The sequence below is a fragment of the Hoyosella subflava DQS3-9A1 genome (assembly GCF_000214175.1).
Taxonomy (GTDB): domain Bacteria; phylum Actinomycetota; class Actinomycetes; order Mycobacteriales; family Mycobacteriaceae; genus Hoyosella; species Hoyosella subflava.
In genome coordinates, this window is record NC_015564.1 from 2733831 (window position 1) to 2758920 (window position 25090).

The 25090-nt window shown below is 62.6% G+C and carries 28 protein-coding genes; 15 read left to right on the forward strand and 13 right to left on the reverse strand.

Going from position 1 to position 25090, the window contains the following annotated elements; all coding sequences use genetic code 11:
• Nucleotides 1-35: 35 nt before the first annotated feature.
• A complete protein-coding gene (locus AS9A_RS12920; RefSeq protein WP_013807483.1) occupies nt 36-845 on the reverse strand; it encodes a hypothetical protein in 810 nt (269 codons plus the stop codon).
• Nucleotides 846-1017: 172 nt separating this feature from the next.
• On the opposite strand from AS9A_RS12920, the gene AS9A_RS12925 reads away from it, so the two are divergent.
• Nucleotides 1018-1482, forward strand: coding sequence for an RDD family protein (locus tag AS9A_RS12925; protein WP_013807484.1), 465 nt, complete (start codon nt 1018-1020; stop codon nt 1480-1482).
• A gap of 13 nt (nt 1483-1495) precedes the next feature.
• On the opposite strand, the gene AS9A_RS12930 is transcribed toward AS9A_RS12925, so the two are convergent.
• Nucleotides 1496-3586, reverse strand: a complete 2091-nt coding sequence (locus AS9A_RS12930; RefSeq protein ID WP_013807485.1) for a wax ester/triacylglycerol synthase family O-acyltransferase — start codon at nt 3584-3586, stop codon at nt 1496-1498.
• A gap of 171 nt (nt 3587-3757) precedes the next feature.
• On the opposite strand from AS9A_RS12930, the gene ygiD reads away from it, so the two are divergent.
• Together ygiD and AS9A_RS12940 are read left to right on the forward strand one after the other, a co-directional pair.
• Nucleotides 3758-4516 carry a 4,5-DOPA-extradiol-dioxygenase gene (ygiD, locus tag AS9A_RS12935; RefSeq protein WP_456077553.1) on the forward strand — a complete coding sequence of 253 codons (759 nt, stop codon included), beginning with the start codon at nt 3758-3760 and terminating at the stop codon, nt 4514-4516.
• A gap of 30 nt (nt 4517-4546) precedes the next feature.
• Nucleotides 4547-5410 (forward strand): exodeoxyribonuclease III, encoded by an 864-nt coding sequence (locus AS9A_RS12940; protein WP_041451074.1) that lies wholly within the window; start codon nt 4547-4549, stop codon nt 5408-5410.
• A gap of 125 nt (nt 5411-5535) precedes the next feature.
• Here the strand turns inward: AS9A_RS12940 and AS9A_RS12945 are convergent, their stop codons facing one another.
• On the reverse strand, nt 5536-5934 hold the full coding sequence (locus AS9A_RS12945) for a VOC family protein (protein WP_013807488.1): 399 nt from the start codon (nt 5932-5934) through the stop codon (nt 5536-5538).
• A 5-nt stretch (nt 5935-5939) separates the two neighbouring features.
• On the reverse strand, nt 5940-6794 hold the full coding sequence (locus AS9A_RS12950; RefSeq protein ID WP_013807489.1) for a helix-turn-helix domain-containing protein: 855 nt from the start codon (nt 6792-6794) through the stop codon (nt 5940-5942).
• A 37-nt stretch (nt 6795-6831) separates the two neighbouring features.
• On the opposite strand from AS9A_RS12950, the gene AS9A_RS12955 reads away from it, so the two are divergent.
• Nucleotides 6832-8013 (forward strand): winged helix DNA-binding domain-containing protein, encoded by a 1182-nt coding sequence (locus AS9A_RS12955; protein WP_013807490.1) that lies wholly within the window; start codon nt 6832-6834, stop codon nt 8011-8013.
• 158 nt (nt 8014-8171) lie between these two features.
• Here AS9A_RS12955 and AS9A_RS12960 read toward each other — a convergent pair whose 3' ends face one another.
• A complete protein-coding gene (locus AS9A_RS12960; protein ID WP_083826541.1) occupies nt 8172-8717 on the reverse strand; it encodes a septum formation family protein in 546 nt (181 codons plus the stop codon).
• Nucleotides 8718-8782: 65 nt separating this feature from the next.
• Entirely contained in the window at nt 8783-9091 is a 309-nt protein-coding gene (locus AS9A_RS22735) for a hypothetical protein (RefSeq protein ID WP_013807492.1), read from the reverse strand.
• Between the two features lie 128 nt (nt 9092-9219).
• Between AS9A_RS22735 and AS9A_RS12970 the strand changes: the two genes are divergently transcribed.
• Together AS9A_RS12970 and AS9A_RS12975 are read left to right on the forward strand one after the other, a co-directional pair.
• On the forward strand, nt 9220-9798 hold the full coding sequence (locus AS9A_RS12970; protein WP_148262463.1) for an NUDIX hydrolase: 579 nt from the start codon (nt 9220-9222) through the stop codon (nt 9796-9798).
• Nucleotides 9799-9845: 47 nt separating this feature from the next.
• Nucleotides 9846-10202, forward strand: a complete 357-nt coding sequence (locus tag AS9A_RS12975; protein ID WP_013807494.1) for a hypothetical protein — start codon at nt 9846-9848, stop codon at nt 10200-10202.
• Nucleotides 10203-10218: 16 nt separating this feature from the next.
• Here the strand turns inward: AS9A_RS12975 and AS9A_RS12980 are convergent, their stop codons facing one another.
• Nucleotides 10219-11583, reverse strand: coding sequence for a hypothetical protein (locus AS9A_RS12980; protein WP_013807495.1), 1365 nt, complete (start codon nt 11581-11583; stop codon nt 10219-10221).
• A 202-nt stretch (nt 11584-11785) separates the two neighbouring features.
• On the opposite strand from AS9A_RS12980, the gene AS9A_RS12985 reads away from it, so the two are divergent.
• The gene (locus AS9A_RS12985; protein ID WP_237707814.1) at nt 11786-12172 is read left to right on the forward strand and encodes a hypothetical protein; all 387 of its coding nucleotides are present in this window, start codon (nt 11786-11788) and stop codon (nt 12170-12172) included.
• On the opposite strand, the gene AS9A_RS12990 is transcribed toward AS9A_RS12985, so the two are convergent.
• The 3 genes from AS9A_RS12990 to AS9A_RS13000 all read right to left on the reverse strand — a co-directional run bounded on the left by AS9A_RS12990 (nt 12169) and on the right by AS9A_RS13000 (nt 16309).
• Complete coding sequence (locus tag AS9A_RS12990) at nt 12169-13752, reverse strand: GMC family oxidoreductase (protein ID WP_013807497.1); 1584 nt, start codon at nt 13750-13752, stop codon at nt 12169-12171. The genes AS9A_RS12985 and AS9A_RS12990 overlap by 4 nt on opposite strands.
• 22 nt (nt 13753-13774) lie before the next feature.
• Nucleotides 13775-15493, reverse strand: a complete 1719-nt coding sequence (locus AS9A_RS12995; RefSeq protein ID WP_013807498.1) for an aldehyde dehydrogenase family protein — start codon at nt 15491-15493, stop codon at nt 13775-13777.
• Between the two features lie 84 nt (nt 15494-15577).
• On the reverse strand, nt 15578-16309 hold the full coding sequence (locus AS9A_RS13000) for a DNA alkylation repair protein (RefSeq protein WP_013807499.1): 732 nt from the start codon (nt 16307-16309) through the stop codon (nt 15578-15580).
• Nucleotides 16310-16451: 142 nt separating this feature from the next.
• On the opposite strand from AS9A_RS13000, the gene AS9A_RS13005 reads away from it, so the two are divergent.
• Both AS9A_RS13005 and AS9A_RS13010 read left to right on the forward strand, forming a co-directional pair.
• Entirely contained in the window at nt 16452-17399 is a 948-nt protein-coding gene (locus AS9A_RS13005; protein WP_013807500.1) for an ABC transporter ATP-binding protein, read from the forward strand.
• Nucleotides 17396-18241, forward strand: coding sequence for an ABC transporter permease subunit (locus AS9A_RS13010; protein WP_013807501.1), 846 nt, complete (start codon nt 17396-17398; stop codon nt 18239-18241). The genes AS9A_RS13005 and AS9A_RS13010 overlap by 4 nt, the downstream gene beginning before the upstream one ends.
• Nucleotides 18242-18251: 10 nt before the next feature.
• Here the strand turns inward: AS9A_RS13010 and AS9A_RS13015 are convergent, their stop codons facing one another.
• Complete coding sequence (locus AS9A_RS13015; protein ID WP_013807502.1) at nt 18252-18494, reverse strand: hypothetical protein; 243 nt, start codon at nt 18492-18494, stop codon at nt 18252-18254.
• A gap of 59 nt (nt 18495-18553) precedes the next feature.
• Between AS9A_RS13015 and AS9A_RS13020 the strand changes: the two genes are divergently transcribed.
• A complete protein-coding gene (locus AS9A_RS13020; RefSeq protein ID WP_013807503.1) occupies nt 18554-18946 on the forward strand; it encodes a hypothetical protein in 393 nt (130 codons plus the stop codon).
• Nucleotides 18947-19008: 62 nt separating this feature from the next.
• Nucleotides 19009-19674 carry a hypothetical protein gene (locus AS9A_RS13025; protein ID WP_013807504.1) on the forward strand — a complete coding sequence of 222 codons (666 nt, stop codon included), beginning with the start codon at nt 19009-19011 and terminating at the stop codon, nt 19672-19674.
• A gap of 15 nt (nt 19675-19689) precedes the next feature.
• Here AS9A_RS13025 and AS9A_RS13030 read toward each other — a convergent pair whose 3' ends face one another.
• Nucleotides 19690-20664: an NAD(P)-dependent alcohol dehydrogenase gene (locus AS9A_RS13030; RefSeq protein WP_013807505.1), complete on the reverse strand. Its 975-nt coding sequence runs from the start codon at nt 20662-20664 to the stop codon at nt 19690-19692.
• 187 nt (nt 20665-20851) lie between these two features.
• Here AS9A_RS13030 and AS9A_RS13035 point away from each other — a divergent pair, with 187 nt between their 5' ends.
• From AS9A_RS13035 to AS9A_RS13050, 4 genes are all read left to right on the forward strand, one after another.
• Nucleotides 20852-21469, forward strand: coding sequence for a TetR/AcrR family transcriptional regulator (locus AS9A_RS13035; RefSeq protein WP_013807506.1), 618 nt, complete (start codon nt 20852-20854; stop codon nt 21467-21469).
• A gap of 38 nt (nt 21470-21507) precedes the next feature.
• Entirely contained in the window at nt 21508-22665 is a 1158-nt protein-coding gene (locus AS9A_RS13040) for an NAD(P)/FAD-dependent oxidoreductase (protein WP_049793726.1), read from the forward strand.
• Nucleotides 22662-23540 (forward strand): RNA polymerase sigma-70 factor, encoded by an 879-nt coding sequence (locus AS9A_RS13045; RefSeq protein WP_013807508.1) that lies wholly within the window; start codon nt 22662-22664, stop codon nt 23538-23540. The genes AS9A_RS13040 and AS9A_RS13045 overlap by 4 nt, the downstream gene beginning before the upstream one ends.
• A gap of 71 nt (nt 23541-23611) precedes the next feature.
• The gene (locus AS9A_RS13050) at nt 23612-24301 is read left to right on the forward strand and encodes a lysophospholipid acyltransferase family protein (RefSeq protein WP_013807509.1); all 690 of its coding nucleotides are present in this window, start codon (nt 23612-23614) and stop codon (nt 24299-24301) included.
• A 55-nt stretch (nt 24302-24356) separates the two neighbouring features.
• Here AS9A_RS13050 and AS9A_RS13055 read toward each other — a convergent pair whose 3' ends face one another.
• Nucleotides 24357-24974 (reverse strand): sortase family protein, encoded by a 618-nt coding sequence (locus tag AS9A_RS13055; RefSeq protein ID WP_013807510.1) that lies wholly within the window; start codon nt 24972-24974, stop codon nt 24357-24359.
• Between the last annotated feature and the right edge of the window lie 116 nt (nt 24975-25090).

A 25090-nucleotide genomic window follows, 5' to 3' on the forward strand; every position in this document is an offset into this window, starting at 1 on the left:
CGTCGAGATACTAGTCGCCCGCGGCCCCTGAGGACCTAGCGCGCCAGGCCCGCGCCACATTGACTTACAGCGGTACTCACCGCAAACTCTGCGATCGCCTGCCTGCCCTCCACAGAACGCGGATGCACACGGTCCGCGTCTGGGTGCGCCCACGGATTGTCGAGACTCGTGAGCAGCGCTTCGTCTGCGAAGCTCAGTGCGTGGTAGTCGGCGTAGTAGAAGTTCCCCGGAAACACCTTTTCGAGCGCGCGCAGCCACCCGTTCATTGCGGCGGCGTCATCCGCTAACCACGTGTCACCCGCGACCTCGCGGGGCCCCGCCCAGACCACACACTTACCCGCATCGATCAGCGTTTTGGCCACCGCAAGTGTTTCAGCGGCGATCAGGCTCCGTTCCGCATCACGCTGCTCCGGACTGAGCGGCGGGAGGTACGGGGCGCACAGCGGGTCCGGTCGCAGGCAGCGAATATCATTGGTGCCCAGCTGCACGAAAACCGTCGATGCGTCACTCTGCGCTGCCGCCGAGACGGACGTTTGTGGCTGGCAAAACGGCTCGGGGCTGCACCATTTGCTTGTGCGGTGGGCGAACGCTGACCAGCCCGCCTGATAGCGCACCCATACACGGAGGCCCTGTTCCTCTCCGACTTCCAGGTACGGTACGTCCACTGAGATGCTGTCCCCGATCACGTACAGCCCGCCGGGCGCGTCGGCGCCGCCCTCCTGCTCATCGTAAAAGATCTTGTCAGCGGGCCGTTCCAAGGCCGCAGCCTGAGCCGGAGCGAGAAGCATGAGGACCATAGCGAGCACTGAGACAACACTCGCCATGCCGGTACGCGCTGATCTCACTGTGCCACCCCCTCACGTTCGCAGTTCGCCCAAATGCGATCCGGCCGCAACGATACAGAGCAACCCTGACAACTTCCTGACAGCACGCCGCGGGATACGCTGAGACCTCAGGTCGCGCCGTACGTGATTCATAATGGACTCTAGAGACCGACGGACTGCGAGGTGACTTCACGTGGCTACCGCGGGCGGGATGCGCAACTATGGGATCGCACTCGAGCCTGCCGGACTGAAGGTGCGGTTCGCAGCCCGCATCATCGACTGTGGCTTTTCCCTCGCTCTTGGCGCGGCCACCTACCTCGTGCTCTCCCTCGCCGGTGTGCCCGACGCTGTCGCCGCCGCCCCTTCCGCGCTGTTCGCTTTCCTGTACTTCGTCCTCTTCGAAGTCACGACTGGTTCAACTCCCGGCAAGCGGCTCTTCGGTCTCCTCGTTGAGGGCACGGGGTCGGAGTTCCGGCCCACGCTGATCGAAGCCACGATCCGCAACGCGTTTATGCTCCTGGGACTGATCCCTGTCGCTGGCATCGTGCTCTGGCTTTCAGCGGCCACCGTCATCGCCTTGACGATCAGCGCGAACTCACACAAACAGGGGCTGCATGATCAACTCGCCAACGGCACACAAGTGCTGCGTGCCACCTGAAGCCGCATCCTGGCTACCTCACCGAGAGGTCGTCGACCTCCGCGAGGACGCGCAGTTCTTTGAGGGCCTGCTCCAGATAGTGTGTGAATGATTCGACGTCTGGGATAATGGACGGACATGCGAGGATCCCGAAATCGAGGTGTCCGTCGTACGACATCACGGTGATGTTGATCGCGCCACTGATATCGGAGATGACGGACACAGGATAGTTCGCCAGCACTCGTGCACCTGCGACGTAGAGCGGCAACTGTGGCCCGGGGACATTCGAGATCAGCAAGTTAAATGGCATTGTTACGGAGGTCGCGGCCCGGAAAACCGTTCGGGTGATAATGCCGTCGAGCAACTGCGGGATCATCGCGGTCACGTCGTGGAGCAGCGATGCGGGCGCTCTCGAAAAGCGGGTTTTAGCAGCGTCAAGAACTGGGCGGATCAGCTCCAGCCGACGTCCCGGGTCCGGCTCGTGTGTGGGCAGCGTGGTGGGCATGAAGGAGATCTGGTTGCCCGCGGTGCCATGCTGCTCCGGTGTGCGGACAGACACCGGCATTCCCACGACGATCGGCGCGTCAGGCAGCGCGTCGTGATCGAGCAGCCACTGCCGCAGCGCCGTGGTACACAGCGCCATCACGACGTCATTGACGGTGAAGCCGAGCGCATTCTTGATGGATTTCACATCCGAAAGCGGAACTGACGCATACGCGAACGAACGTGCCGCAGTAATCCGCTCATTGAAGACCACTTTCGGAGGCGTGCCAGGCCGCGGAATGCTCTCCGCGTTCCGCCGCAGCAACCGCTTCGCCTCCCTTCCAGCGCGTGCCGCACCAGGTAACGCGCCCACACCCGGTATATCAAGCAGGTGTGGGAGCACGCGCTGAACCTGGCGTACCGAGGCAACCGGACGCAGGACCGACTTCATAGCGCCCGCCTTGAGCATGTTCATCATGCTCGGTGCGGCGTGCTGCGTGACGGCTCCGCACGCTGGGGGGACATGGAAAGGCTCCGGGGTGAGGTCCATGACCGCAGCCATGACCTCGGCGCCGGACACTCCGTCGATTACCGCGTGGTGCACCTTGGAGTACAGGGCCTGTTTACCGTCCGCCAAGCCTGAGATCAGGTAGAACTCCCACAGGGGCCGCGATCGGTCGAGTTGCCGCGCCGAAAGTTCGGCAACGAGGTCGCAAAGCTGCGTTTCCGTGCCGGGTGCGGGCACGGAGACGGACCGGATGTGGTAGCCGAGGTCAGGGTCGATCGTGTCATCCCAGTAGGGAAAGTCGAGGCCAAGCGGGACCTTGCGCAGCCGCCATCGCAGCGGGCCAATCAGGTGGAGTCGGCTCCTGATTACGTTCCGCACCGCATCGACGGTGAGCTTTCCGCTGGGCAGGGCGGACGGGTCAAGCAGTGTCAGTCCCCCTACATGCAGGAACGTAGTGTCGTTCTCTGCATTGAGGAACTGTACGTCGAGCGAGCTGAGCTGCCGTGTGGTGCGCGCCGCCTCGGGTACCCGCGCCGCACTCCGCGGCGATTCAGGCAGCGCCGGTTCGGGCTCACTCACGAGATCGAGCAGCGCACCCACCCGAGCCACTTCACCGTCTGCGAACGGAGCCCATTCACGCATGGCAACAATGCAGTGGCGCGAATCGAGTGGTATGTGGGCGACATGGCCGTTCTCGCTCAGCACGACACCGTCGAGCGGTCCGTCCGGCATCGTCTCGAGTGACACTGAATCCGCGCCGAGCAGTCGGGTGATCGCGTCGGACACGGGTACCTTTCCGGTCAGTGCCGCAAGGCCCGCCCGCAAAACAGCCGTCTCGCTGTCGACGAGACCGTTGACGGATGCAGTGGTGATGCCGACGCATTCCACGCCGTCCCCAGTGATCAGTGCGGCGATGTCCGTCGCATCGAGGTCGACGGGTGCACGGAGGACGAACTCGTCCATCACGCTGCCGGCTTCCGCCCATGCTGAGACCGGGAGGACCGTCACGGACAGCAGGTTGCACCGGCGTTCCGAGAGGCGCGCCGCCACCTGCGCTAGTGAGCCTGGCCGGTCAGCGAGCTGAGCTCGCACCCGCCACGTATGTCCCTCGTCGAAGATCTGCTCCCACTCCATAGAGGGAGTCTCACGGACGATTGTTTCGCAATCGTCAGGTGCGGGTAACTGATGGTTTCGGGATCGCGCACACTGTTATGTCCGGCACCAAATCCGACATGCCGTATACTTGCGTACGCAACTACTTTGCATCACTAGCCGGAGGCGTGTCCCATGACAACCGCACAACGCATGCCCGCGGCGTTCCTCGGACATGGCAACCCCATGAACGCGCTCGAACGCAACCGCTACACCGAGGCCTGGCGCAGCTTCGGTGAATCAGTTCCGGCCCCGCGAGCGATCCTCGTGATCTCGGCACACTGGTACACCAACGCCACCGTCGTTACGGGCATGTCCGCGCCACGCACGATTCACGACTTCTATGGGTTCCCCCAGGAACTCTTCGACGTCGAATACCCCGCACCAGGTATGCCGGAACTCGCCACCGAGGTTGCCGATGCCGTCAGTCCCACGTGGGTCGGCTGCGACGTCGACAGCTGGGGTATCGACCACGGGACCTGGTCAATCCTGCTCCACGCGTTCCCCGAAGCCCGCATACCCGTCGTGCAGCTCTCGCTGAACGCATTCAAAAGCTTCGATCACCACCTTGAACTAGGGCGGAAGCTCGGGGCGCTGCGCGACAGCGGGGTGCTTATCATCGGCAGCGGCAATATCGTTCACAACCTTCGCGCCGTCGATTTCAGTAAGGCAGGATTCGGGTTCGATTGGGCTCGGAGATTCGATGACGCCGCTCGCGACATCCTCACCACCTCGCCCGCTGAGGTGACTGCCCTCGATGGGCACGCAGACTTCGCGCTGGCCGTTCCTACGCCTGACCACTACCTTCCACTGCTATACATAGCCGGTCTTGCCCAGGACGAACCACTTAAACCATTGGTCGACGGTCACGAGGCAGGGTCGATTTCCATGGCGTCGTACACCCTCGGGTAGCGGTTTGCGTTATTCCGTAGGGTTGACTTCGTGAGAGTCGCTACGTGGAACGTCAACTCTGTGAAGCAGCGCGTGCCCCGGTTACTTCCGTGGCTCGATGACCGCCAGCCTGACGTGGTGTGTCTGCAGGAACTGAAACTCACTGACGATGCGTTCGCCGACCTGCTTGGCGCCGAACTCGAAAGCCGCGGCTACCAGTGGGCCGTCAGCGGTGAGGTCCAGTGGAACGGGGTGGCTTTGCTTTCGCGCGCAGGACTCGACGATCCAGTAGTGGGCATCACGGGCGCACCCGGATTTCCGCACCCCGAAGCGCGCGCCGTCTCAGCGGTGTGCGACGGCATCAGGGTGTACTCGCTGTACGTGCCCAATGGCCGAGAGCCAGACTCCGATCACTACCGCTACAAGCTCGAATGGCTCGCAGCACTGCGGGATATGGTGGCAGACCGTCCGGGGGATTCACTTGTCTGCGGTGATATGAACATCGCCCCCGCTGATGCCGACGTGTTCGACCCCGCCGCGTATGTTGGCCACACGCACGTCACCAAACCGGAGCGCGACGCTCTCGCGCAATTGCATGCCCTAGGTTTGCGGGATCTTCTGCGCGAACGCTGGCCCGACGAGCGCGTCTTCACTTACTGGGATTACCGCGCGGGAATGTTTCACAAAGACCTTGGCATGCGAATCGACCTGATTCTCGGCAGCGAACCCGTCAGCGAACGAGTGCGTGCGGCGTGGGTTGACCGCCATGCGCGCAAAGGAAAAGGTCCCAGCGACCACGCTCCGGTCATCGTCGACCTCGACGCTGCGCCAGACGGCGACATCGGGCCGCTCGTCCCGCCCCCGTCGTCGCGGCAGGCGAAGACATCAGGAGTGAAGCTCCCCCAGTCCCGATAGGCCATGCCTGTGCGCCAGCGGCGAATTCGATTCGCCCACCTTTGAGCGACAATCGAGCGGGCGAGGCCGCGGTGTCGCTCAGAGGTGGGCAAACGGAACTCTCCCCAGGGGCCTGTAAAGGCGGGTTACTTACGCGGTTCACCGCGGTAAGCACCAAACGACCACAGATTCCCTTCAGGGTCGGCAACCAGGAATTCGCGGTTGCCGTAATCCTGGTCAACTGGCTCGTGAATGATCTTTGCCCCGGCTGCTTTGGCTTTCTCGAATAGCGCGTCGACATGGTCGGTAACGACATAGCACAGACCTGTCCCCGGCTCGCGGGAGAATTCCTTCGGACTGTTGTCGCCGAGCATGACTCCGCCGCCTTCAGGCCAATCAAGTTGAGCGTGCACGACGGTGTCGCCCTCGGTGTAGACGGCGGTCGCCTCAAAGCCGAGAACCGTGGTGAGCCAATCAATAAGTTCCTTCGCGCTGCGTGCCTGCAGCGTCGGCCAAACTGTTGGTGCAGGTGCAGATGCTTTCATGGAGTCTATTTTTCGCGTCGGTCGTGGCCACCGGCTTGTAAATTCTGGAACTCTTCTGCCAGCCATCGGGTGGGCGTCGTCCCCGTGAATCGCCGGAACTCCCGCACCAGGTGAGCGTGGTCGTAGAAACCGCATTCGGCGGCTACATCGGCAAACACCGGCGTATGACCACCCCGCAGACTAGCGCCAACGAGCGTGATCGCTCTGTCGAACCGGATCAGCCTCCCCGCGTCCTTTGGCGAAATTCCCGTTTCGTTGCGGAACAAGTCCGTAAGACGGCGCGAACTGAGATTCACGACATCGGCGACCTGGCCGGCGGTCGCCGCACCTCCTGTGGCAGCAAGATGATTCCACGCGCCGAAAAGCTCCCGCCGCGGCGACTTCGCCGTCGCATCCAGCCGTCGGTGCAGGTAGTCGCGCAGCGTATCGAATCGCTGCTGCCATGTCGGCAGCTCGTGCAATTCTTCGCGCAGCAGGCCGATTCCGCGGCCAAGCAGACCCGCGCCCTCATAGGTCAGCTCAGATAGCTCACCAACTGGCACGCCGAACAGTTGGCGTGCCAGCAAAGGGTGCACCGCAAGCTGAACTCCAGCTTGGTGTTCCGGCTGCCGCACATACGCGGGCGAGGTGTGCAAACCACTGATGACCACCTCGTTGCGCAACGTCACACCGGCGGCAAGATCCTCAGCTGAAGCAGCTGTCTCGATCGGGTCGTCGAGGCTGATGATGAACGTCACGTACTGCGAGGGCAAACCACGATGGACTCCGGGACTGAGCCCCTCCGAACGGTAGCCGTAGGCCGCGGCGATCCCAGGGATGCGCATGCTTCCCCGTGCGAACTCCATCACCGGTGCGGTCACAACCCAATTCTAGGGACACATGTGAGAGGCTCACGACATGCGCATAACCGATGCCGAGCGCCGGGCGCGGCTTGTCGAATTCCACCACCTCAGAGGTGACGCGTCCTCGCCGCTGCAGGCTGCACGCGACGTGGTTGTTCTGCATGCGACTGATCCTGCCACCGTGTACCTTTCCGCTCTGGCCCGGTGCGCCTCCGCATCACTAAGTGACATCGCGAAAACCATGTACGACGATCGGGCGCTGGTCCGGATGCTCGCCATGCGCCGCACAATGTTCGTGGTTCCGGCGGACTTCGTCGCGATTGTTCATCATGGGGCCTCAACCGATGTCGCGGCGCGCATCCGGAAGCACCTTCTCAAGCAGCTCGCGACCGTTCCCACTGAACCGGAACTGCCCGACGACCTGCCTGCGTGGCTCGAGAAGGTCGAGAAAGGGGTGGAGTCGGCGTTAATGCGTCGCGGCACCGCAACTGGGACTGAACTCGCTGTCGAAGAGCCCCGCCTGCGCACCGCGCTTCTTCCCACGACGGAGCGCGCGTGGGACGTCCGGCGCACGATCACCTCTCAAGTCCTCACGATGATGGGTGCGGAAGGACGGATAGTTCGGTGTGAGCCCCGCGGCACGTGGACGTCGCGGCACCACACCTGGGAACCCGGCCATTCTTGGTGGCCAAATGGCATCGAGGAACTCGAGACGGCCAATGCGCGTCAGGAACTCGCGGCCGCGTACATCCACCGCTTCGGGCCCGTCACTGAGGCGGACGTCGCTTGGTGGACGGGGTGGCCGCTTGGTGTGACGAGGAAGGCGCTCGCCGCACTTGACACCGTGACTGTCGAGGCGGGCAGCGGCAGTGCACTGATGCTGGCGGACGACGTCAAAGTTCAAGGCAGCGCGGTCGACGGTTGTGCGACTCTGCTTCCAGCGCTCGATCCCACGCCGATGGGCTGGAAGGAGCGCGCCTGGTATCTCCCCGAAGACCCGGCCCCGCTGTTTGACCGCAACGGCAATATTGGCCCCACCGTCTGGTGGGAGGGCGAGATCATCGGCGGCTGGGCGATCCGTAACGATGGCAGTATCGCGACCAGGCTGTTGAGTGACCGTGGTGCCGCCGCGAGCTCCGCTGTCGCCACTGCTGTGGAGGAGCTCACGCCCAGACTCGACGGGACCGTTGTCATCCCGTCATTCCGCACACCTCTTGAACGTGAGCTCAGTAGCTAGCGCATTCAGCGTTAGCCTCCTCCCGGATGCAAGCCTCCAGACGTTCTGAACGCTGATTCCAGAGCATCCAATACTCCGCAGGCTACAGCGCTGAAATGTACGTTTTGCGCCTGCTCACAAAAAAGCATCTCCCTCCGGGGCCCTGAAGTAGTTCGCGGCTATTCACCGACGTCTCGCAGGCTCCCGCTTACTGGCCCATCGGGGTCAAGAATCATGCAGACGACCTCGCGATCTCCCCCAGCCCAGGTCACCTCAGTGGGATAAAGGAAGTTAAGGACGTACTTGGACGACTCCTCTTCGGTCCCCGTAAACGCCTGGAATTCGTCGCGGCACCCGTCTCGGGCTGTCTCTTGGACCTCGTTGTCGCCGGGAAATTCCGTTCCGTCGAGTTGGTAGATCGCGAAGATCTCCTGCTGATGCGGCTCGTCGCACGGCACGACGGCGACGGTTCCTGGCGTTGACGCTTCCTCAGGGCCGAGGAGGCAGTCACCCACCTGCACATCGAACTCACTCACTTCCCTCGTGCCGGCATCATGTTCTGCCGTCGCCGCTCCTGGGCTCGTGGGTTCTGCATCGTCGGTGGCGTCACCGCCTCCAGCCGAGCACGAGATGGCTGCTAGAGGAGCTGCCGCCAGCACAAGACCGGACAGCCTTCGGCGGCGCCTACCGGTGCGCGATGCGGGACCGAAACGGTTAGTGGACATGGAACACCCTTCTCGAGAAGCCCTTCGGGAAAGGATATTCGCCCGCGCCTAGCCGCCTCAAACGCCTACCGTGCGAGGTAGACGCCGCCGGTGCTGTTCATGTCGTACCGTGATCCCGTGTTACCGGTCTTCCACACGATTTCCCATTCACCGTCCGCGCCGCAGACTAGTGGCCCTGAGCGCGTACCTGTTGGAACGTACTTGATACGCACGTTGCCCTCCGCGTCTTCTTCCTCAACGGCGCAGTAACCTGGGTAGCCGGTCGGCCCCGATGTGTTGGGCACGGCCGACGCGAAAGGCGCACCGCCCACTAGAAGCGCAATCGGGGCAGCGATGAGAAAGGCCTTGGCGGCAGCAGAGCGGAAGCGGGTCATTGAGTGTTCTCCTGAGAAATCCGCCCGACTTGTCCGGGCGGTGTCATTCAAGGATGTGCGTTGCATCCGCGATTCCGTAGACACCCTAGGGGTGGGCTTCTGCCCCTGAGACTGCATTATGGTGAAGCATGCCTGTGTCTATGGATGAGGTCGTCCAGCGAGTCGCCGCATATCAGCCTCGAAGTCTCCCGCCGGACGGAATGCGGGCCGCGACGGCGCTGGTGCTCTGCGCGGAACCGGAACCGCTGTTCGTGGTGATCCGGCGGGCGACGAGGCACGGTGATCCCTGGTCTGGGCATGCCGCGCTACCTGGTGGCCGTTGCGACAAATCGGACGTCGACGCTGCCGCGACCGCACGCCGCGAGACACACGAGGAGATCGGACTGATCGTCGGCGAACCCGTCGGCCAGCTCGACGACATCGGCGGCCGATTCCACAAAGGTGTGGTCACACCAGTCGTTTTTCAGATTTCGCGCGCCCAGCCGCTGCACCCCGACCCACGTGAGGTCGCTGCCGCCCACTGGGTCCCGTTGTCACTGCTAGAGGATCCCAAGCGGCGCACGCGTCACCCGCACCGCAAAATTGGCCCGTGGCCAGCGTGGGACTACCAAACGGGGGACGTACCACCGCTGGATTCGCTGATCATCTGGGGACTGACACATCGGATTCTGAGCAATTTCCTTGACGTCATAGACCCGGCCCGGTAGCGGGGCGCCTCAGCCAGTCCAGTCATTTGCGGGTACATTTGCAAGGCATGAGCCCGGAACCGAACCACCCGTCTTGGCGCGATCCTGACGGATTCGACGACCACGGATCCGGCTACTCCGGCGGCGCTGATGAACATGTCTTCGCTGACGATTACCAGGCGCCCTGGGACCGCGAGTATGACGATGAACCACCGCGGAAAACGTGGCGGCCCCTGATCACGTGGGTGCTAATAGGTGCGCTGATGCTCGGTCCGCTGTTGACACTGCTGAACTTCTACCGGGCCGAACCGGTGGTAGTCGTAGTGATCATCGGCGTCCTCATTGGAGTTGCCTATGTTGCGCATGCTCGTCGCGGTGACGCCGTCACGCGGATCGACCGGGCCTTCAAGAAGCGGGATCGGTGACGGCCCCCGATTCCTGTCAGTCACCGCCTATGACCGGTGGTGTGACCTTGCGGAGCGGGCCGATGATGTCTTCGCCGTTTCGCCGACTGTATAGGTACTTCGGGGTCTGATGATCTTTCTCGCCGGTCTGTCCGGCCGCTCCTGCCATGGGCGCGAAGGCTCCCATGCCGGATCGCGCGCCCGCGTTCGGCGTGCTCGCTGAGGTACCGGCACTGATTCCGCGCTGCGACACACCTTCGGGGGCCGGCCGCGCCGCGCCCAGAGATCCGCGGCCCGCGAGCGGACTGGTGATTCCGCCGCTTGGTCCACCCCGCGCAGCGCTGCGTCCGCCAGGGCTGACTGCCACCCCGCCCTGCACACCCGGTTCTGAGGCCCGAAGACTGCCCGGCTGACCGGCACCGCTACCGCTCACACCCGTTGAGCCGCTAGGTGCGGCCGCGGGATCAACGCGTGCCGCAGGGCTCAGTTCGTGCGCGTTCGGCAGCTGGCCCGGCTGGACCATTGCGGGAGTGACCGATTCACTGGCTCCAGGTATCCCTATAGGCACCGCTGTGCTGCCGGTGCTGCCAGTGCTGCCGCTGCCGGCGTGCGGCCGCCCAGGTTCTGAACGAAGCACCGTCTGACCGGGACCATTCCCGTCGCTGCCCGCAGTCGGATCATGCGGGCGGGCGAGCACTGGCACAATCGCATCGGAGTCCGTCACCGCGGGAGCATAGATCGTCGACATGACATCCCGCGCGTAATCCTCCGCCTCATCGGCGCGCTGCTGCGCCGCTTTAAAGAGGCCCGGATAAGGCGTCATCGACAGTGCGCGCTCAGTGAAGGAGGGTGTCTGCGGTTCTGGAATTCTTGCTGTGGTCTCGTGTATGCCTTCCGAGCCCGTATCGGCACTGCGGGCCACGAACTCTGCTGTGCGAGACAGTGAATGAACGGAATCGATGAACCGCTGGGCGCCTTCCTCGGCCGCACGCGCAGCAGGCCCGTCCCAGTCCGTACCAATGATGTTCCTCAGGCCGTCGATGAACGCTTCTCCTTCGCGTCGCACTGTTTCCGCGGCGGACCGCCATAGCGCGACGGACGCGTCGACATTCTGCGCCGACATCACTTTGACCTCGCTGTAAATCGTTTCGTGCGCCATCAGCGCGAATTGTTCCATCGAGGTGACGTATGGCCAGTCGAACTCGCCATCATATTTCTGGACGTGCTCCGCGTTGACCATCCGCCGTTCTTGACCCGCAGCCTGGACTCCAGCGAGAGAATTCCAGTCCGGTCGCTCTGTTCCGGTCGCCCTGTCGTACGTGAAGTTGCCAGCTGCACGCATTGCCCTGCGCAGCGGACCGTCCGTGATGAGATCGATTGCAATGGTCAACGGCGTATACATCAGACCCGCACCTCTCCGTCCCCGAGCGCACCGCGCTGCGCACATCATTAGCAACCGGATTAGACGGGCTGGCGCCGTGAGCGGTTCCCACGCACGCCGAATTGTTGTGTGTTACGCGTCACTGACGATGCTCGTTAGATCAATGACCGTTTATCCGCAACGGCATCACGCCCAGCACGCAGCTTGAACGACCGCAGGCAAAATGTTAAGCAGGCAGGCAGGAAGCGCGCAGCGCAACGTGTCGGAACTCTGGAATAATGAGGTCAAACACCGCTGGCCGGTCCAGCGATTGGAGAATGCCATGTTCGCCATAATTGTGCTCGCGTTAGGGGCGCTGGCAACGGCGACGGTCATGTCCTTTGCGTCGCTCCACAGCGCTGTCTACTGGCGGGGATGCGCGCTGGTCTTGTGGTCAGGCATGGCAGCATTCGTCACGCAGGCGACCGTCGACAACCTTAAGTTCCTTGCCCCGTTAGGTGTTTTGTTCCTCGTCGTCGGCGTAATAGGCGTCCTCGCGAAACTAATCTCTGACGCTATGGACAAGGTTGACCGCTACAGCAAGTCATCGTCCGGCCGGCGCCGTTATTAGCCGGCGATCAGATCAGCTGCTTTCTCCCCGATCACCACACTCGGGGCGTGGGTGTGACCACGGATGATGGACGGCATGATCGACGCGTCCGCCACGCGCAGTCCGTCGACACCGCGAACCCGCAGCTTCGGGTCGACGACGCTCTGCTCGTCGCTTCCCATCCGGCACGTACCGACCGGGTGGTACAGCGTGTGCGCATACTGCGTAAGGCAAGTGTCGAGGACGTCGTCGAGTGGGGTGCCGGCGGGCGCGGGTGGCTGCAAATAGTCAGTGACCTGCGATCGTAGCTCCGGCACATCCATGATTCCCGCGCAGGCTCTCATGCCTGCGAGCATCGCCGTCCGGTCCGCACCAGCACTGTCACTGAGATAGCGCGGGTCAATTTTCGGCTTGTCGAACGGATCGGCCGAATTTAACCAGATCTCCCCCGTGCTTTCCGGTTTCAGCAGCACGGTCGCGACGGATACGCCATGGCTGTCCGCCTGCACCAGGCCTTCTCTGATGAACGGAGCTGGACCGAACAGCAACTCCAGATCGGGCAACTCCAACTCCGGGCGGCTCCGGATGAACCCATACGCCTCGGCCACATTCGACGTCAGCATGCCCCGTCGCAACGCGAGGTAGCTCGCAAGTTCCGCGACTCGCTCCGCGGCGAATAGGGTTCCGCTTTTAGCCCGGTACGCGAGGATCGAAACAAGATGGTCACGCAGGTTGCGCCCCACTTCGGGGATGTGGTGCCGCACTGGGATCCCGTGTTGCTTCAACTGTTCCGCATCGCCAATCCCCGACAGCATCAGCAACTGGGGGGTGTTCACCGCGCCACCTGAAAGAATGACCTCACGATTCGCGGTGATGGTCTCCTTCCGGCCATTCCGCTGGAACTCGACGCCAGTGGCGCGCGTCCCCTCGAATGTCACGGCGGTGGCATGCGCACCCGTAACGACCGTCAGGTTGGGCCGCGTCATCGCGGGACGGAGGTATGCGTCTGCCGTGCTCCAGCGTGCTCCACGTTTCTGGTTCACCATCGTTTGCGTGAACCCGCCGGGCTGCGGTGTGTTGGCCCGTTCAACGGTGTAGCCGCGCTCCTGCACTGCACGCAGGAAGGCAGCAGTCAATGGCCGCGGGCTCCGCTGCCGTGAAATCACCAGCGCACCATCGGTCCCGTCGCCGGGGTTAGCGCCACCCTCCACCTTCTCGATGCGCCTGAAATAGGGAAGCACTTTCTGGAACGACCAGTCGTGCCCGGCCTGGCGAGCCCACTCGTCGTAGTCGGCTGCGTAGCCTCGCACCCACATCATCGCGTTCATCGATGAACAGCCGCCTAGAGTTTTTGCCCGCGGCCAATAGACTTTTCGGCCAGCAAGAGACGGCTGGGGCTCAGTCGAGTAATCCCAGTCGTATTCGGTGCGAAACAGCTTTGAGAACGCCGCCGGGACCTGAATGAACTGGTTCTTGTCTGGCGGACCAGCTTCGAGCACCGCGACAGTCACGTTCGGTGTCTCGCTGAGCCGCGCGGCGATGACGGCGCCCGAAGACCCCGAGCCCACGACTACATAATCAGCACTGGTGGGTGTACTCACACCGATCCCCTTCCGGGTCGAATTAGCCGCGCAACGCGGAAGCGAAAATCCCTGGAATTTTGATCCATGACTGGTTCGCGGTGAACTCCGTTAGTCTGCGCCCCGTCGTTGCCGCTGTCGGGCTCGTCACGAACCATGGTGGCCGCGGTGACAACGCGAGTTCACCCTTGATCAGGGACCGCGGAGCTGGCCGGAATGGGCCATGTACGACGGTGCGTTCGGTACGGTCGAGCAGCATCGCGTTGTGGACGACACCGATTCCGCTCTGTACATCCTCGAGAGTGTGGCCCGGGAACGCACCCCAGGTCGCCCGGGCTGTCAGATATCCGACGCCGGTCCATGCGTTCACAGCGATTGTCCCGTAGCGAAGTTCTTCGAGAGCGCTGTCAAACCCGGAACCCAGCTCCTTGAGGGTCGCGGGGTGCGCGATGATGTTGGCGCCGAGCGTTCCCGCGCATTTCGTGTTCGCAAAGTCAACTGCTGAGCGGAAGAACGCCTCTCCTTCGCCGGGGAGCGTCGCGACGGCGAGCACCGGCGAAAAGTACTCCGTGCCCAGCACCGGGCTGTCCGGTTCGATTCCAGTGATGAAGACGCGATCATTTTCGCTGCTGATGCGCTCCGCGCCGGGATGCGCGTCAAGCGCGGCCTGTAGGCGGTCGCCGCTGCCTGGGTAATAAGGCTGACGCGCTGGTGCTCCGTGGAGAACTTCGCGCAGCACTTGCAGGAACTCGTCTTTCTGCGCCCAGTTCTCGCTGAGAACGACGACCTGCGCGGCGATGCAGTTGTAGCCGCCATTGTGGAGGCGCTGCGTCGCGATATGTTCCGCCTGGAAGCGCAGATCTGAGCCACTCCACTTGCCCGGAATCACGATTACCGGCGACACTCCACCTAATTCACTCGTGATCGGTTTCGTGAGCAGCGGATCGCTGGCCGCCTTGCGTTTCGCTGCGTCGTCTCCAGCCCCGAAAACGATCGCATCGTGGGTGAGCGCGCTGCCTGTGATGTGAACGTGCGCGACGTCATCATGGTTGACAAGGTACGACCCTGCTTCTGCGCCACCCTGCACGATGCGCACGATGCCCATGTCGATCAGCGGCCGGAAGACTTTTGAGAAGACCGGGAACATGCCGTCCATGATCGGGTTGAGTTTCAGGATCACGACCCGGTTGTGCGCGTAGATCTCGTAAAGAACGTCGAGTGGCGCGATCGAGGTGATGTTCCCAGCGCCGAGCACGGCGCCGATACCATTGGTCTTCGTCGGAGCGAGTTGCGCCAGCCCAGCCGTCCTCGCCGCGGTTGCTCTGTCGACACCGGGTTCGAGCCACACTTGCGCACTGAATCCGTTGAGCAACAACGCATCAAAGACCCCGAATGGCAGTACGTTCACGGCCAGTCGCCCGCCTGGGCCGTCCACTACTTTCGCAGTGTCTAAGGGGCTCTTCCCAGCTTCGAGCGCTGCCAGTGTCTCAGCGGCCGCGGTCGTCCACGCAAGCACCGGGTACGGGCCGGAGATCCACTCTTCACCGACGAGCGGTGAATCGGGTTTCAGGCCTTTCAGCGTCGATGCGGCGTCCACCCATTCCTGCGCGTGTTTGCCCGCCAGCTGATGCACCTGGCCGAGCAGCTCCCGGCGCCGCACAAGAGGTGTAGCCGACCACAGCTTTACCCCGTCGCCGAGCTCGCGCAGCGCTGCATCGATGTGTGCCTTGTCGGGTTCCGAAATCTTGCCGCTGCCAGCCACGCTGCCCCACTCTCGAAGAGATCGCCGTCACACTCGCACGCAGCACACTATCAACGCCGGACCTCGGATGTGTACGACCCGCACTCATTTCCTCTTGCGCATCAAAATTTCGTGACGTTCGGCCGGCGAGTGCTTCTCAATCGCGTACCGAAGCATGGTGCGCGGCATCGACGGGGCATGCTCGTCGAGGAAGGTGTCGAGCACCTGACGGTCTCGTGCGCCGACCTCGCGGAGCATCCACCCGACGGCTTTGTGGATGAGATCGTGCGGGTCGCCGAGAAGTTTCGCTGCCAGATCGAGAGTCTCGCCGAATTCCCCCGCCCGGATGAACGCGAAGGTGGCCATGACCGCGGCGCGGCGCCGCCACAGCAGGTCGTCATCCGCCAGTTCGATGAGCACATGCCGCTCCGCAGGGTTGCGATAGAGCCACGGACCGAGAGTGTAAGGAATCGACGAATCGATCAGATCCCAGTTGTTAAGGCGTTCGATCCGTTTGAGCATTAGAGTGGCGATGCGGCGCTGAGCCAGTGCGTCAGCGCGACTGAACATCTCGACGAGCAGAATCGCACCGAGGAGCCGCACCTCATGCCACTCGCTCAGCAGCAGTTCCTCCGCGTCATCGACCGTAACCTGGGAACGATAGCGCCGAGCAAGTCCGCGGAGCTGCGGCACCCGGACACCCAGGAATTTGTCTCCGGCAGCGTATCCGCCCGGCAGCGCCTGAAAGAACCGCGCCTTAGCTGGGACCGTTTCGGGAGCACCAAGCCTTGCCACAGCATCCGTCAGTTCTGCCGCGAGTCCCAGCGAGGAATTCACTGGATGCTCCTCCGTCCGCGGATCGACGACTCAGTGTCCCCTCGACAGTATTACCTCGGCCGCGGCACTAGGCCACCAGTCCGCCCTGATGTCCGCTCGCAGAGATCAGGGCTCAGTCAGGGCAGCTCCCTGATGTGCCGGTATGACCTGCCGTGGAATCGTCACCACCATGATCGAGGCACACGCACTCACCAAGAACTTCGGCGACAAAACTGCCGTCGACGGGATCGATTTCACCATTCGTCCAGGCATAGTGACAGGTTTTCTCGGGCCCAACGGCGCCGGCAAGTCCACCACCATGCGCATGATTCTGGGACTCGACCGGCCCACGTCCGGAAGCGTCCATGTCAATGGGCACGCGTATGCGGCCTCCCCTGCTCCGCTGCGCGAGGTCGGCGCGCTTCTCGAAGCGCATGCGATCCATCCCGGCCGGTCAGCCCGTGACCACCTGCGCTGGCTCGCAGCAAGCAACGCCATTCCCATGTGGCGCGTCGACGAGGTACTCGAAGTCGTGGGGCTCGGAAGCGTCGCCCGGCAACGCGCCGGCCGTTTCTCGCTCGGCATGGGCCAGCGGCTTGGTATTGCGGCGGCACTACTCGGAGACCCACCGGTCGTCGTCCTCGATGAACCTGTCAATGGTCTCGATCCCGAAGGCATCCGCTGGGTGCGCAATCTGGCGCGCAACCTTGCCACTGAGGGCCGCACCGTCATGGTCTCCAGTCACCTCATGTCGGAGATGGCACTGACCGCAGACCACCTGCTGGTGATCGGCAAAGGCCGGATTCTCGCCGATTGTTCCATGTCGGATTTCATTGCCAACCACGCGACGTCATACATCAGGGTCCGCACTCCCGAAGTGACGCTGGCTTCGCACATACTTTCTGGCCGTGGACTGGACGTCAGCAATGTCGACGGCGAACTGCGCATCCAGGGCATGGACGCGCCCGGAATCGGCGAAATCTTCCACAGCCGCGGTGTGCCTGTGCACGAACTCACCTCCATCAGCTCGTCACTCGAGGATGCCTTTATGGCGCTCACTGCCGACAGCGTCGAGTACTCCGCCCACACTGAACTTGGAGTTCCCGCATGAACACCGTGACTTCACCGCCTGCTGCTCAGACAGCCCAGTCAGCGACTCCCACACCACCTCCAGCCAACATCCGGCCCCAGCACTTCGGTGACGCCCTGCACGCCGAGTGGATTAAGTTCCGCAGCGTCCGCAGCACGAAATGGTCACTTGTGGCACTCGTTGTGCTTGGGGTAGGACTGACCGCCATGGTGTGCGCGCTCAGCGCTGACTGGCTCGCTTCCGCCGAAGCTGACGAGTCTCCCGCCTCGTTCGTGACGTGGGGGATGATGTTCGCACAAATCACCGCTGTCGTTCTCGGGGGACTCATCGTCACCTCGGAATACGGCACCGGGATGATTCGAAACACGTTCGCTGCGATGCCGCGACGCGGCCGGGTACTTCTCGCTAAGGCGACTGTGCTGACCGCCGTACTTCTAGTCGCAGGGACAGCCACCGCGTTCGCCGGCTACCTAGCCGGCAACTGGTTCCTCACCGACGTGGGAGTCGGAGTACCCATCGATGGTGACGGGGTCGTCCGCGCACTGTTCGGCAACGGCCTCTACCTCGCAGCTCTGGGCCTTTTCACCTTCGCGGTCGGAGTCCTCGTCCGGCACACTGCGGCGGCGCTTTCCATCGTGCTGGGACTGATATTTGTCGTCGGGAACATGGCATTCTTCCTTCCCGGGGAGTGGGGCGCATGGGTCGCCAAACTCATGCCCGGCAACGCGGGTTCGGCAATCGCCATGCCGGTGAACTTCAACGCTGATGCGCTCGGCCCATGGACAGGTTTCGGTGTCTTCGCTGCCGAAGTCGCAATCGTGCTCATCATCGGCTGGATTGCCGTCCAGCGCAGGGACGCCTGAGGTACTCCTGCTAGGCGACCGAGTGGGTAATCACTGACGTGTAGGTATCCGCGACGAGGCCGTCTTCTGGGATCGCAACCTCGATTTCGGCGGTCCACCCGGTTGTGCAAGGCTCGGTCGCGATGAGAACAGCTGTCTCACCGCGACCGAGCTTCTGGCGTCCGGTGGAACTACCGCAATTCGTGTCAGGCGCCGTGTAGAAGGTATCGATTGGGTAAAAGGACCCTGGAATGTCGCTGCGCGGCTGGACCATCTTCCTTGGTACGCTCGGCGTCGATCTTGCCCCCTTCGCACCGTCCCGTGGAGTCCCTGATGTCGAGGCCAACCCTCCTGCCCGCAACTATCGCCGCGATCCCGCCCGTCGCGCTGATCGTGCGGCTCCTCGACGACGTTCACGCATTCGCTCAGCTCGCACGCCAGGTCACGCCGCACATCGGTGAGGGCATCTCCCTCCTTCGAGAAGTGGTGCATCACCTCGACACGGGACTCCCGCTCATCGTCCAGCTGAACGATCATCTCGAAGGTGCGCTGCCTGAAATTAACACCCTGAACGGGCATCTCAGCGACGCAGTCCCGCTACTCATGCGGTTTGATCCCGTCCTGAACGGTTTCGGTGTGTTCACTCCGATCGACGGCGCCTTCGACCGTATCGGCCAGATGGTGAATCTCATACCTGGACGGAGAAAGGACGCACCGTCGGCGTGACGGGTGTACGTCGGCCTGGAGCACACGGTTGCGGTGCCTCAGCGTGAGTACACTCCTCACTCATGTCCGGCCACGCGCACAAAGAATCGTCCAATTCGGGCGTAGTTCTGACAGGAACAGGGGTCCTTTTCCTTTTTCTGCTACTCCGACTGCTTGCCGTGAGTGGTTACGACTGGCACATAGCGTTCGCAGTCATCCACACCGTCGATCTCAATGAGGGTTTCGCCATCCTCATCGGCACACTAATGGCGGAGCCCACGTTCACCGGAATTGCGCTCGCCGTGCTCCTCCCCCTCGCGCTCTTGCGTCTGCTCTGGCCGATGGCGGGACACAACCGCGTCAGCGGACTGGTCCTCCTCGCTGTCCTAGTGACCGCATTCGTATCTCTGATCGCGACGCACCACCTATGGTGGCTCGTGGCAGTCGCAATTGCCATCGGCTTTGTGGTGGCGCTCCTGGAACTGATGCGCCACCATGATCGCCTCCACGAAGCGGGGGTCTTCCTACTCCACCGGATCGGTCTGGTAACAGGCGCTTTCCTGCTCGCGTTAGCAGCGCTCGTCACCACGCCGTGGGTGCCGCTCGAAGAAATCACGCTTACCGATGAGACAATCCGCGGCTACGTCATGGAAACCAGTCCCGGATTCCTCAAGATCCTCACCGAGGCCGACAGGGAGTTCCTGATCATCCCTAGCGGCGAAGTCGAGGCACGCGCAGAGGTGGACTGAGCAGTCTCCGGCTCATTACTGGTCAAGCACGAGTACAACGTTCCCCTTCTTTCGGCGGGTCGCGACGTACCGGTGCGCTTCAACGATGTCCGCGAACGCGTAAGTGCGGTCTATAACTGGCGTGTACACGCCCTCTTCTGCAAGTCGGACAAGCTGCTGCACATCATCCAGACGGCCCAGCGCTACACCCCCGATCACCTTTTGCCTCCGTAACAGCGAGGAGAACGGTGCTTTGAGAAGTTCAGCAAGGGGTGCACTGACCAGCAACAGCCGCCCATTTTCCGTAAGCGCTCTCTTGCTGAGCGCGAACCGTGCCGTGTCGGCCACGTCGATAATGACGTCATACGTCTGGCCCGAGTGCACGAAGTCTTCCCTCGTGTAGTCGACGACGTGGGTGGCGCCCAGAGACCGCACGAGCTCGATGTTCGCTGTGCTGCAGACACCAGTTACCTCTGCGCCGAGATGGTGCGCAAGCTGAACACACGCGGTGCCAACTGCTCCGGATGCACCGTTGACCAGCACTCTTTCCCCGGCTTTGAGCTTCGCCTTCCGAAGGAAATGCAATGCCGTGGTGCCACCGAAGCACAGCGCGGCGGATTGCTCGTACGTCAGGTTCTGAGGTTTGCGGACAACGATCCCGCTTTCCGGTACGCACCGGTATTCGGCGTGACAGCCCAGCCCCGCGTCCGTGAAGGCGACCACCGCGTCACCGACTGCGAAGGAACGAACATCTTTGCCCACGGAGGCGACATCACCAGCAAGCTCGGACCCCAGAATGGGCTTTCGTGGTGTGGAAACACCGAACACGATTCGCGACATAAGCCTGAACCCCGCTGGGGTGTCGAGAGTCCGGACGCGATAGTCCCCCGCAGTCACAGTTGTCGAATACACCTTCACCAGGATTTCGTCGTCCCTGGGCGTGGGCTTGTCCACATCCGTTATGCGCATGACTTCGGGCGGGCCATAACGATCGTAAACGGCAGCCTTCATCGGCGACACTCCTTGTGACTTGGGCCGAGATTGCGACGCCTTACTTTGTAAGGCCGGTAGTCTTACAGTGTAAGGTCATTGGTCAGTAGCCACAAGTGGAGCCACATCTTCTATGGAAGGAGCGTGCATGTCTCCGCGTAGAAGTTCCGCACCGGCTAGGCGCACGCGGCTTTCTAGGGACCGCATAGTGGAAGCTGCTGTGGCACTTGCCGACGAAGACGGCGCAGCATCGTTCAGTATGCGAAAACTTGCGGAACGCCTACAGGTAGAAGCGATGTCGCTCTATCACCACTTCGCAGGTAAAGACCAGATACTCGACGGCATGGTCGATGCCGTGTTCAGCGAAATGGAGGTGCCCTTCGGGCCCGACTGGAAGGCAGCGATGCGTGAGCGTGCCCTCACTGCACGCGCGGTGATGACACGTCATCCGTGGGCGGTTGGTCTCGTTGACTCGCGGAGCAACCCCGGGCACGCGACATTGCGCCACCACGAGGCGGTGGTTCGGTGCCTGAGGTCCGCGGGGTTTTCTGTGCAGCTGGCGGCGCACGCTTTCGCGCTGATGGATAGCTACATTTACGGTTTCGTTCTGCAAGAGCAGAATCTGCCACTTCAGGGTGCTGAAGGTTTCGAGGAGGTCGCCGGGAACCTTCTGGCACAGATGCCGGCCGAGGAGTTCCCGTACCTCACCGAGATGGCGGTAGAGCATGTGATGCAGCCCGGGTACTCGTTCGGGAAGGAGTTCACCTTCGGTTTAGAGCTGATCCTCGACGGACTCGAACGGGAGCTCGCGAAAGAACTATTATAATCTGTCACATTTCATAGGGCTTCCGGCGACGTATGGGCATGAAAACACACAACATAGTCGTCCTCGGTGCTGGTTACGCAGGTGTTATGGCCGCGAACCAGCTCGCGGCAGGTCACAACGTCACCCTCATCAACGCCCGGCCATACTTCGTTGAACGCATCCGGCTGCATCAGTTCGTTGTTGGTGGGCATCCCGCTCAGGTGCCGCTCGCTGAGGTCCTGAATCCCGACGTCCAGGTGATCGTCGCACAGGCGCAGCGAATCGACGCTGGCGCGCGCCACATCCTCCTCGACAACGCACCGGCAGTGGCTTACGACTACCTCGTGTATGCCGTGGGCAGCCGAGCCGAGCTGCCCACTCTGCCTGGCAGCGAATTCGCGTACAGTCTCGCCGACTGGGAATCCGCGCAACGGCTGCGTGACGCGCTCAAGTGCGCACCGCAAACCGTAACGGTGGTCGGTGGCGGACTCACCGGCATCGAAACAGCCGCTGAGCTCGCGGAAGCCAGGCCGGAATCACACGTCAGCCTTGTCACCGCTTCCGTTGTAGCTCCTGGATTCTCACCACGCGGCCGCCGCGCCGTTCTCCGAGCCCTGACCAGGCTCGGTGTCAGCGTGTACGAAAATTCCCGTGTGCGACGGATCGAGCAGACCAAAGTGGTCACAGACCGTGAAACCGTGCCCAGCGACGTCACGATCGTCGCGACGGGACTGCGCGCAGGGTCTCTCGCTGCGGAAAGCGGGCTCACCACCGACATGCTCGGTCGCCTCGTCACCGACCATGCTCTCCGCTCGTCTGATCCTCGCATCATCGCTGCGGGAGATGCCGCCGGTCCCCCAGCCGACGTGGCGCATCACATTCGCATGAGCTGCGCTGCCGCACTCCCACTCGGGGCACTTGCAGCGAGAACCGTCAACGACCTCGCGGCTGGAAACGAACCTGGACCGGTCTCATCCGGATTCGTAATCCAGTGCCTGAGCCTGGGCCGCCGGCGTGGTGTTGTACAGCACGTCGCACCGGACGACCAGCCGCGCGACCTCGCAATCGCAGGACGAACGGGGGCATTCGTGAAAGAACAGATCTGCCGCGGCACACTGAGGTGGCTGGCGCGAGAAATCCAGAAACCTGGCTCATACAAATGGCCTGAGGGGCCGCGGGCGACAGCAGAGATTTCACGGAAGGTGCATGCCGGATGAGACATGCGGAGCACTTCGAGCAGCATCGGAGCTTGCTGTTCACGATTGCCTACGAGATCCTCGGAACCGCAGCTGACGCGGAAGACGCCGTGCAAGACTCGTACCCTTCGTGGGCGTCCGTGAATCTGAGCGAGGTGCGTGACCCACGCGCATTCCTCGTCCGCATCGTGACCCGGCGCGCGCTCGATGTGCTCCGCACCCAGCAGCGGCGCCGTGAGAGTTACGTGGGCCCATGGCTGCCCGAACCAATCGCGACAGATGGGGACGCGGATGCGGAACTCGTGGAATACGTGTCCATGGCCATGCTGCTGGTACTCGAAACTCTTAGCCCCGTCGAACGCGCGGTATTCGTCCTGCGGGAAGTCTTCGACTTTCCCTACGACGACATCGCGAATGTCGTCGGCAAAAGCACAGCCGCGGTGCGGCAGATCGCACACCGCGCTCGCGAACATGTGCAGGCGCGACGGCAGCGCTTCACCTCGGACACACAGCGCGCCACCGAAGTCACTGGGGCATTCCTGCTCGCCGCGCATCAGGGAGATATCGCCGCACTTGTCGACATGCTCGCACCCGATGTAGTCGCCATTTCTGATGGGGGTGGAGTCGTCTCCGCCGCACGGCGGCCCGTGCATGGAGCCGATCGAGTTGCTCGGTTCCTCGCGGGACTCACCAGCAAGGCGAACCGGGCGCCAGCCGAGGTCACCATGGATTTCGCAAGTTGCAACGGACTCCCCGCTCTACTGGTGCGCGAAGACGGACGCCTCAGCCTGGTGTTGCTTGTGGAGGTTGCGGAAGGCGTTATCCACACCCTGTATCTGCTGCGGAACCCGGAAAAGCTCCACCGGTTCGGCCACACACCGCAGATCGCACGGTGAGAAATAGCACCGTAGGCGCGCCCGAATCGCAGTGGGCGCATAGTCGCGGCAATGGTGGAATGCTTGTTCGTGTGAAGAATCCTGACGTTGCACCTGTTTACCGCTCGGTTATGCGCATTGCCTCTCCTGTGGTGAAGCACTGGGGCCGACTTGAAGTCGTCGGCGAGGAGCACCTGCCGCTTGACGGACCGGTTCTGCTCATCGGCAACCATGACAGCTATTGGGATCCAGTTGCTTTTGGGACCGGGCTGATGGGCCGTCGGCAGGTTTGCGCGCTCGCCAAGTCAACTCTGTGGAAGTACCGGCCCGTCGCCTGGGTGGTTGACCGGATGGGACAGATCCCTATCGAACGCAACAAGGGTGATGCTGGCGCCCTGGACTCGGCGATTGCTGAGCTCAAAAACGGCGCGTGCATCGGTATTTTTCCGGAGGGGACAATCTCACGCGGCGCTCCGCTGCGTGCGCGCAGCGGTGTAGGCCGACTGGCGCAGGCAGTCCCAGAGACGAAGGTCGTGCTTGCCACAATCACCGGCAGCGTGGACATTGTCCGGTTCCCCAAGCGGCCCAAGATCCGGATCGAACTGTTCGAGCCCGAGCAGGGGCAGTTCAAGCCAGATGAGTCAGCCACCGAGTTCGCCAATCGGGTGATGGAGGACATTCGGCGCCGAGCACCATACGCCCTGCCTGGCCGGAAGCGGACCGCTGAGAAGTACCGCTCACGAATCGAAGCGGGCCTGCCACCCAAAGAAGAGAGTCACTAGACCGGAAGGAAGGGCAGTGCCGCTCCGATGGCACTAGCGCGTCGCACTCGGACGCCTACATTTCGAGCTGCGCGACAACCAAGTAGTTGTCGCCCGTACCGGACCCGTCGAGTACGTCGCAGTTGGCGAGCACCAGCCGTCCAGCCGTGTGCTGGCGCAGATGGTGCTCGCCCAGCATGGTACCCTTCTCGATCGCGTGCACAGCCTCCACCCGGTAAGTGAGCACCGCATGGCCGAGATCGAGGATGATGCCGTCGTCGATCGAGACATCCCGCAGGTGATGGAACGGTGCAATACGGTCGGTGTAGTTGTGTCCAACGACAACAACGGTTTCGCCGGTTTCGGCGCCGGGAAGGCCTGCCTCTGCCCAGCGGACCGGAAGTTCTGTATCAGGGTTGAGTTCCGTGCCGTCCGGGCCTCCCCGGTACACCGGGTCGGGGTAGATGTCGCTCGCGAAGTACGTTTCACCGTCCGGGCGCGCGAAGGCGATCCGTCGCGGCTCGCCAGGCTCGGCGACCGCTGCTTCGTCGTGTGGAGCCGGCTGACCGATCGGTGCCGAAACCCAGTCGTTGACGGGGTCAGTTTCCGTGTTCCGGGAACACCCGGCAGCCGATAAGGCTGAAAACGCGAGCGCCGCGGCCAGCGCTCGAATACCGTACCTGCGTTTGCGCATCTCGCCCCCCCAATGAGCGCAGCAACTTCACGGGGGTTTGACCTCGGATCCCCTTCGCGTTGCAACGGACTATACGGGCCGGCTGCGCTCGTGCAGTGCCCCGAAGTGTGCCAGCT

Coding starts and splice junctions, on each gene's coding strand:
- AS9A_RS12930 (WP_013807485.1), bottom strand. CDS start 3,586: ATGGAGTGGGAGCAGATCTTCGACGAGGGACATACGTGGCGGGTGCGA.
- ygiD (WP_456077553.1), top strand. CDS start 3,758: ATGCCCGCGGCGTTCCTCGGACATGGCAACCCCATGAACGCGCTCGAA.
- AS9A_RS12945 (WP_013807488.1), bottom strand. CDS start 5,934: ATGAAAGCATCTGCACCTGCACCAACAGTTTGGCCGACGCTGCAGGCA.
- AS9A_RS12955 (WP_013807490.1), top strand. CDS start 6,832: ATGCGCATAACCGATGCCGAGCGCCGGGCGCGGCTTGTCGAATTCCAC.
- AS9A_RS12960 (WP_083826541.1), bottom strand. CDS start 8,717: ATGTCCACTAACCGTTTCGGTCCCGCATCGCGCACCGGTAGGCGCCGC.
- AS9A_RS22735 (WP_013807492.1), bottom strand. CDS start 9,091: ATGACCCGCTTCCGCTCTGCTGCCGCCAAGGCCTTTCTCATCGCTGCC.
- AS9A_RS12970 (WP_148262463.1), top strand. CDS start 9,220: ATGCCTGTGTCTATGGATGAGGTCGTCCAGCGAGTCGCCGCATATCAG.
- AS9A_RS12975 (WP_013807494.1), top strand. CDS start 9,846: ATGAGCCCGGAACCGAACCACCCGTCTTGGCGCGATCCTGACGGATTC.
- AS9A_RS12980 (WP_013807495.1), bottom strand. CDS start 11,583: ATGTATACGCCGTTGACCATTGCAATCGATCTCATCACGGACGGTCCG.
- AS9A_RS12985 (WP_237707814.1), top strand. CDS start 11,786: ATGTTAAGCAGGCAGGCAGGAAGCGCGCAGCGCAACGTGTCGGAACTC.
- AS9A_RS13005 (WP_013807500.1), top strand. CDS start 16,452: ATGACCTGCCGTGGAATCGTCACCACCATGATCGAGGCACACGCACTC.
- AS9A_RS13010 (WP_013807501.1), top strand. CDS start 17,396: ATGAACACCGTGACTTCACCGCCTGCTGCTCAGACAGCCCAGTCAGCG.
- AS9A_RS13015 (WP_013807502.1), bottom strand. CDS start 18,494: ATGGTCCAGCCGCGCAGCGACATTCCAGGGTCCTTTTACCCAATCGAT.
- AS9A_RS13020 (WP_013807503.1), top strand. CDS start 18,554: ATGTCGAGGCCAACCCTCCTGCCCGCAACTATCGCCGCGATCCCGCCC.
- AS9A_RS13025 (WP_013807504.1), top strand. CDS start 19,009: ATGTCCGGCCACGCGCACAAAGAATCGTCCAATTCGGGCGTAGTTCTG.
- AS9A_RS13030 (WP_013807505.1), bottom strand. CDS start 20,664: ATGAAGGCTGCCGTTTACGATCGTTATGGCCCGCCCGAAGTCATGCGC.
- AS9A_RS13040 (WP_049793726.1), top strand. CDS start 21,508: ATGAAAACACACAACATAGTCGTCCTCGGTGCTGGTTACGCAGGTGTT.
- AS9A_RS13045 (WP_013807508.1), top strand. CDS start 22,662: ATGAGACATGCGGAGCACTTCGAGCAGCATCGGAGCTTGCTGTTCACG.
- AS9A_RS13055 (WP_013807510.1), bottom strand. CDS start 24,974: ATGCGCAAACGCAGGTACGGTATTCGAGCGCTGGCCGCGGCGCTCGCG.